The organism is Streptomyces sp. NPDC054849 (genome assembly GCF_053610945.1).
Map to the genome: position 1 here is coordinate 1 of NZ_JBSGZI010000176.1, position 7,337 is coordinate 7,337.

Below are 7,337 nucleotides of genomic sequence, written 5' to 3' on the forward strand. Positions count from 1 at the left end.
GGCTGGAAGGGGTCTGGCGGGGCTGTGAGCCGGGGCGGGTGGGTCAGGGGCGGGGGCCCTGGAGTTCAACCGCTGCGCAGCGCCAGCGGAGGTCTGGGCCCTGTTCCAGGCGGAAGGCCATCGCCGTCAGGCGGTCGCCCGTGGCGATGCGGGCGAAGGCTTCGATGACTCCCGGGCCGGGGGTGAAGCGGCCGCACTGGCGGATGACCGGGCGCAGGCGGTCGCGCAGGGGGTCCGTGGGAGCCAGCGTGATCAGCTGCTGGTAGGCGGGGCCGACGGTGTGGCCGAGGAGCGAGTGGACCGGGCGCAGGCCGCTGACCACCGCCAGGAGGCGTTCGGCGAACCAGTGGTGCGGGCCGAGCCGCAGAGTGCGCGGGGGGCCGGCGGGGCGCCGCGGGTCGCGCCGCCCGGCGGGCCGGGTCAGGGCCCTGCCTCCGGGCCGGCGGCGGCTCCCGTCGTTGCCGATCGTGCCGCGCGTCGTGGTGTCCATCGCGATCTGCCCCCGAAACCGTCGGGCCCGGAGCGGTACCGGGCGGTAACTTGATGGGGATCTTCTACGGGCGTCCACCACGCTCCGCAACCGCCTCCGCAGCCCTCCCGCGCTCCCGCCCGGTTCACCTATCCGAGTGCGCGGCGGCCCGCCCGCGGCCGGGGGCGGCGCGCGGGCGGGGACCCCGGTGGACGGCCGCCGGTCCCTGTCCCGCACCCCGATGGGGGACGGAGTCCCTCACCCGGCCGGCCCCCTCGGAGTCGTATCCTGGGGGCGTTTCCGACTACTGAAAGCAGCCGGCCATGCGCGTGTACGTCCCCCTGACCCTCCCCGGGCTCGCCGAGGTGCACACGGCGGGTGAGCTGGGCCCCGCCCCGCTGCGGGCGTACGCCGTCACCCCCGGACTCCGGGAGTGGTACGTGTCGGACGACATCGAGGAGCTGGAGTACGCGGCCCTCAACCGCGCCGCGGCCGCCTCCCTGCGGCTCCTCGCCGCGGACGCGAGCGCCCCGCCCCGGCGCGTCGTCGTCGCCCTCGACGTGGACGACCAGGCCGCCACCGCCACCCCCGGCGTCGACGAGGCCACCCTCGGCCAGGTGAGCCTCGCCGCGGCCGTACGGCTCTCCGTGGCCGCCGCCGTGCACGTGGACGCCGATGACGCCGACGAGGACGTCGCAGCCGCCGCACGGGCCCTGGACGCCGCCGACGGCGGGGACGCGGACGCGCAGTTCATCGTGGACGGTGCCGAGGACCACGAGCTGCTCTGGTTCGGCGTGCAGGAGATCCCGGGGTTGCTGAAGTGACCGAGCCGACGACCGAAACGAACCGCCCGAACCACATCGTCTGGGACTGGAACGGCACCCTGCTCCACGACATCGACGCCGTGATAGCCGCGACCAACGCCTCCTTCGCCGAGCTCGGTTTCGCGCCGATCACGCTGGAGACCTACCGCGACCTGTACGTCGTGCCGGTGCCGAAGTTCTACGAGCGCCTGATGGGGCGGCTGCCCACCGACGAGGAGTGGGTGGTCATGGACGAGGCCTTCCACCGGCACTACTGGGCCGCCGCCGCGGGCGCCGCGCTCGCCGAGGGCGCCCGGGAGCTGCTCCACGCGTGGCAGCGGGACGGGCTGACGCAGTCCCTGCTGTCCCTCGCACCCCACGAGAAGCTCGTGCCGCTGGTGCGTGCGCACGGCATCGACCGGCACTTCCTGCGGGTCGACGGGCGGATCGGTCCCTCCCACACCTCCAAGGCGGGACACCTCGTACGTCACCTGGCCGCCCTGGACGGGACGGGCGTGACGGCCGGCCGTACGGTCCTCATCGGAGACGCCGTGGACGACGCCCTCGCCGCCGCCCACGTCGGTGCCCGGGCGGTTCTCTACACGGGCGGTTCGCACAGCCGCAGCAGTCTGGAATCAGCCGGTGTGCCCGTCGTGGACACCCTGGCAGAGGCCGTACGAACAGCTCGTGAGCTGGCCGAATAGCTACTGGACAGGCCGCTGCACGGACCATCGGCCGTGTCGCTGGCCAGAGTGTCAAAGTTCCACCCCAAGATTTGTACAGATGCAGCGAATGACGACCTGGGGGTAGGTCGGGATAGCCTGGTACCCGTGATCAGCGCGATAGTCATCGGGGGCATTGGAGCCTCCGGCCTGCGCCCGGCGCACGACCGTGCCCGGGCCTTCGCTGATCCCCGCCACCGGGACCTCCAGCCGATCTTGGCTCATTCCCTCCCGGTCGGCTCTCTCGACGGCATAGCGTCGATCCCGAACGGACACCCCGCCTCGCGGCGCTATGTCATTCCTTCCTTCACCTACGTCACGCAATGGCGCGCGACAGGAGCCAGAGGACATGCAGACCAAGCTGGACGAAGCAAAGGCCGAGCTGCTCGCACGGGCGGCCCGGGTAGCTGAGCACAGCCCGGCCGGGGGGCTACTTCCGTCTGGGTCCGAGCAGGGAGGGCGTCCAGATCAGGACGCGGTGCTCTCCTACCTCCAGCGCTACTACCTGCACACGGCGCCCGAGGACCTCACGGACCGGGACCCGGTCGACGTATTCGGAGCCGCGCTCTCGCACTACCGGCTGGCCGAGAACCGGCCGCAGGGCACCGCGAACGTACGCGTGCACACCCCCACGGTCGAGGAGAACGGCTGGACCTCCAGCCACTCCGTCGTCGAGGTGGTCACCGACGACATGCCCTTCCTCGTGGACTCCGTGACGAACGAGCTGTCCCGCCAGGGCCGCGGCATCCACGTCGTGATCCACCCGCAGGTCGTCGTCCGCCGTGACATCACCGGCAAGCTGATCGAGATCCTCGGCCCCGACTGCGACGCGCACGGCCCCCGCACCGACCGCCCCCACGACGCCCTCGTCGAGTCCTGGATCCACGTCGAGATGGACCGCGAGACGGACCGCGCCGACCTCAAGCAGATCACCGTCGATCTGCAGCGCGTCCTGTCCGACGTCCGGGAGTCCGTCGAGGACTGGGAGAAGATGCGCGACGCCGCGCTGCGCATCGCCGACGGCCTGAGCGACGAGCCCACCGCCCCCGACCTGCGCGAGTACGAGCTCGACGAGGCCCGGGAGCTGCTGCGCTGGCTCGCCGACGACCACTTCACCTTCCTCGGCTACCGCGAGTACGACCTCGTCGACGGCGACTCCCTGTCCGCCGTTCCCGGCACCGGCCTCGGCATCCTGCGCTCCGACCCGCACCACAGCGGCAAGGACGACGGCCACCCGGTGTCGCCGTCCTTCAACCGGCTGCCCGCCGACGCCCGCGCCAAGGCCCGCGAGCACCGCCTGCTGGTGCTGACCAAGGCCAACAGCCGCTCCACCGTGCACCGCCCCTCGTACCTCGACTACGTGGGCGTCAAGAAGTTCGACGCCGACGGCAACGTCGTCGGTGAGCGCCGCTTCCTCGGTCTCTTCTCCTCCGCCGCGTACACCGAGTCCGTGCGCCGCGTCCCGGTGATCCGCCGCAAGGTCGCCGAGGTCCTGGAGCGCGCCGGTTTCTCGCCGGCCAGCCACGACGGCCGCGACCTGACGCAGATCCTGGAGACCTACCCGCGCGACGAGCTGTTCCAGACCCCGGTCGACCAGCTCCAGGCCATCGTCACCTCGGTCCTGTACCTCCAGGAGCGCCGCCGGCTGCGGCTGTACCTGCGCCAGGACGAGTACGGCCGCTACTACTCGGCGCTCGTCTACCTGCCGCGCGACCGGTTCACCACCGGTGTCCGGCTGCGCCTGATGGACATCCTGAAGGAGGAGCTCGGCGGCATCAGCGTCGACTTCACCGCCTGGAACACCGAGTCGATCCTCTCCCGCATCCACTTCGTCATCCGCGTCCCGCAGGGCACCGAGCTGCCCGGCCTGACCGACTCCGACATCGAGCGCCTCGAGGGCCGCCTCGTCGACGCCGCCCGCTCCTGGGCCGACGGCTTCCAGGAGGCGCTGATCGCCGAGTGCGGCGAGGAGCGCGCCGCCGAGCTGCTGCGCCGCTACGGCACCGCCTTCGCCGAGGGCTACAAGGCCGACCACTCGCCGCGCGCCGCCGTCGCCGACCTGCTCCACCTGGAGCGGCTCGCCGCCAGCGACCGCGAGTTCGCGCTCTCGCTGTACGAGCCCGTGGGCGCAGGCCCCGGCGAGCGCCGGTTCAAGATCTTCCGGGCGGGCGAGCAGGTCTCGCTCTCCGCGGTCCTGCCCGTGCTGCAGCGCCTCGGCGTCGAGGTCACCGACGAGCGTCCGTACGAGCTGCGCCGCTCCGACCGGGTCAGCGCGTGGATCTACGACTTCGGCCTGCGGCTGCCCGTCTCCTCGGGGAACGGCGACGTCTACCTCGGCGACGACGCCCGCGAGCGCTTCCAGGACGCCTTCGCCGCGGTCTGGCAGGGCGACGCGGAGAACGACAACTTCAACGCCCTGGTGCTGAGCGCCGGACTGACCTGGCGGCAGGCCGTCGTCCTGCGCGCGTACGCCAAGTACCTGCGCCAGGCCGGCTCCACCTTCAGCCAGGACTACATGGAGGACACCCTCCGCAACAACGTCCACACCACCCGGCTGCTGGTCTCGCTCTTCGAGGCCCGGATGGCGCCCGTGCGCCAGACGGCCGGCAGCGAGCTCGTGGACGCCATGATGGAGGAGCTGGACGGGGCCCTGGACCAGGTCGCCTCGCTCGACGAGGACCGCATCCTGCGGGCCTTCCTCACGCTCATCAAGGCCACCCTGCGCACGAACTTCTTCCAGCTCAACGACAAGGGCGAGCAGCACTCGTACGTGTCGATGAAGTTCGACCCGCAGGCCATCCCGGACCTGCCGGCCCCGCGCCCGGCCTTCGAGATCTGGGTGTACTCCCCGCGCGTCGAGGGCGTCCACCTGCGCTTCGGCAAGGTCGCCCGAGGCGGCCTGCGCTGGTCCGACCGCCGCGAGGACTTCCGTACGGAGATCCTCGGCCTGGTCAAGGCGCAGATGGTCAAGAACACCGTCATCGTGCCGGTCGGCGCCAAGGGCGGCTTCGTCGCCAAGAACCTGCCCGACCCGTCGGTGGACCGCGACGCGTGGCTCGCCGAGGGCATCGCCTCGTACAAGATCTTCATCTCGGCGCTGCTCGACATCACCGACAACATGGTCGCCGGTGAGGTCCTGCCGCCGAAGGGCGTGGTCCGCCACGACGAGGACGACACCTACCTCGTCGTCGCCGCCGACAAGGGCACCGCGACCTTCTCCGACATCGCCAACGGCGTGGCGGAGTCCTACGGCTTCTGGCTCGGCGACGCCTTCGCGTCGGGCGGCTCGGCCGGCTACGACCACAAGGGCATGGGCATCACCGCCCGCGGCGCGTGGGAGTCCGTGAAGCGGCACTTCCGCGAGCTCGGCCACGACACCCAGACCCAGGACTTCACCGTCGTCGGCGTCGGCGACATGTCCGGCGACGTCTTCGGCAACGGCATGCTGCTCTCCGAGCACATCCGCCTGGTGGCCGCCTTCGACCACCGGCACATCTTCATCGACCCGACCCCGGACGCGGCCACCTCGTACGCCGAGCGCCGTCGCCTGTTCGAGCTGCCGCGCTCCTCCTGGGCCGACTACGACACCTCGCTGCTCTCCACCGGCGGTGGCATCCACCCGCGTTCCGCGAAGTCGATCCCGGTCAACGCGCACGTCCGCGAGGCCCTCGGCATCGAGGCGGGCGTCACCAAGATGACCCCGGCCGACCTGATGAAGGCGATCCTCCAGTCCCCGGTCGACCTGCTCTGGAACGGCGGCATCGGTACGTACGTCAAGGCCACGGCCGAGACGCACGCCGATGTCGGCGACAAGGCCAACGACGCCATCCGCGTCAACGGCTCCGACGTGCGGGCCAAGGTCATCGGCGAGGGCGGCAACCTGGGCCTGACGCAGCTCGGCCGGATCGAGTTCGCCCACAGCGGCGCGGGCGGCAGCGGCGGCAAGGTCAACACCGACGCGATCGACAACAGCGCGGGCGTGGACACCTCCGACCACGAGGTGAACATCAAGATCCTGCTCAACGCGGTCGTCGCGGACGGCGACATGACCGTCAAGCAGCGCAACAAGCTGCTCGCCCAGATGACCGACGAGGTCGGCCATCTGGTGCTGCGCAACAACTACGCGCAGAACACGGCGCTCGCCAACGGCGCGGCCCAGGCCCCCAGCCTGCTCCACGCCCAGCAGCGCTACATGCGCCGCCTGGAGAGTGCCGGGCTGCTGGACCGCGGGCTGGAGTTCCTGCCCACCGACCGGCAGATCCGCGAGCTGCTGAGCAGCGGCAGGGGCCTGACCCAGCCGGAGCTGGCCGTGCTGTTCGCCTACACCAAGATCACGGTGGCGGACGAGCTCATCGCCACCGGGCTGCCGGACGACCCGTACCTGCGCCGCCTGCTCTTCGCGTACTTCCCGGCCGTCCTGGGCGAGAAGTTCGCCGAGCAGATCGACGCGCACGCGCTGCGCCGCGAGATCATCACCACCGTCCTGGTCAACGACACCGTCAACACCGGTGGTTCGACCTTCCTGCACCGTCTGCGCGAGGAGAGCGGAGCCTCCACGGAGGAGATCGTCCGGGCGCAGCTCGCGGCCCGCGAGATCTTCGGCCTGGCCGATGTCTGGGACGCGGTGGAGGCGCTGGACAACAAGGTCGCCGCGGACGTCCAGACCCGGGTGCGGCTGCACTCGCGCCGCCTGGTCGAGCGCGCCACCCGCTGGCTGCTGAACAACCGGCCGCAGCCGCTCCAGATCACCGAGACCATCGCCTTCTTCGAGGAGCGCGTGGGCCTGGTCTGGGCCGAGCTGCCGAAGCTGGTGCGCGGAGCCGACCTGGAGTGGTACCAGTCGATCATGGATGAGCTGACCGGCGAGGGCGTGCCGGCGGAATTGGCCGCCAAGGTGGCCGGCTTCTCCTCCGCCTTCCCGACGCTCGACATCGTCGCGATCGCCGATCGCACCGGGGTCGACCCGCTGGACGTCGCCGAGGTCTACTACGACCTCGCCGACCGCCTGGACATCACCCAGTTGATGGACCGGATCATCGAGCTGCCGCGGGCCGACCGCTGGCAGTCCATGGCCCGCGCCTCCATCCGCGAGGACCTGTTCGCGGCGCACGCGGCGCTGACCGCCGACGTGCTGTCGGTGGGCAACGGCAGCTCGACTCCCGAGGAGCGCTTCAGGGCGTGGGAGGAGAAGAACGCGGCGATCATCGGGCGGGCGCGGACGACTCTGGACGAGATCCGGGGATCGGACGACTTCGACCTGGCGAACCTGTCGGTGGCGATGCGGACGATGCGCAGCCTGCTGCGCGTGCACAGATAGTCCCTGTCGTGGCGAAGGCCCCGGCC

Annotated in this window: 4 protein-coding genes; 3 read left to right on the top strand and 1 reads right to left on the bottom strand. The window is 71.2% G+C overall.

The window, feature by feature from the left end; all coding sequences use genetic code 11:
* Positions 1-43: 43 nt before the first annotated feature.
* Positions 44-490, bottom strand: a complete 447-nt coding sequence (locus ACWGIF_RS37420) for an Rv3235 family protein (protein ID WP_453504270.1) — start codon at positions 488-490, stop codon at positions 44-46.
* Between the two features lie 302 nt (positions 491-792).
* Between ACWGIF_RS37420 and ACWGIF_RS37425 the strand changes: the two genes are divergently transcribed.
* The 3 genes from ACWGIF_RS37425 to ACWGIF_RS37435 all read left to right on the top strand — a co-directional run bounded on the left by ACWGIF_RS37425 (position 793) and on the right by ACWGIF_RS37435 (position 7,311).
* Positions 793-1,293 carry a DUF6912 family protein gene (locus ACWGIF_RS37425; protein WP_453504272.1) on the top strand — a complete coding sequence of 167 codons (501 nt, stop codon included), beginning with the start codon at positions 793-795 and terminating at the stop codon, positions 1,291-1,293.
* Positions 1,290-1,976 carry an HAD family hydrolase gene (locus ACWGIF_RS37430; RefSeq protein WP_453504274.1) on the top strand — a complete coding sequence of 229 codons (687 nt, stop codon included), beginning with the start codon at positions 1,290-1,292 and terminating at the stop codon, positions 1,974-1,976. Before ACWGIF_RS37425 ends, ACWGIF_RS37430 begins: the two co-directional genes overlap by 4 nt.
* Positions 1,977-2,343: 367 nt before the next feature.
* Positions 2,344-7,311, top strand: a complete 4,968-nt coding sequence (locus ACWGIF_RS37435; protein ID WP_453504275.1) for an NAD-glutamate dehydrogenase — start codon at positions 2,344-2,346, stop codon at positions 7,309-7,311.
* The last annotated feature ends 26 nt before the right edge of the window (positions 7,312-7,337 follow it).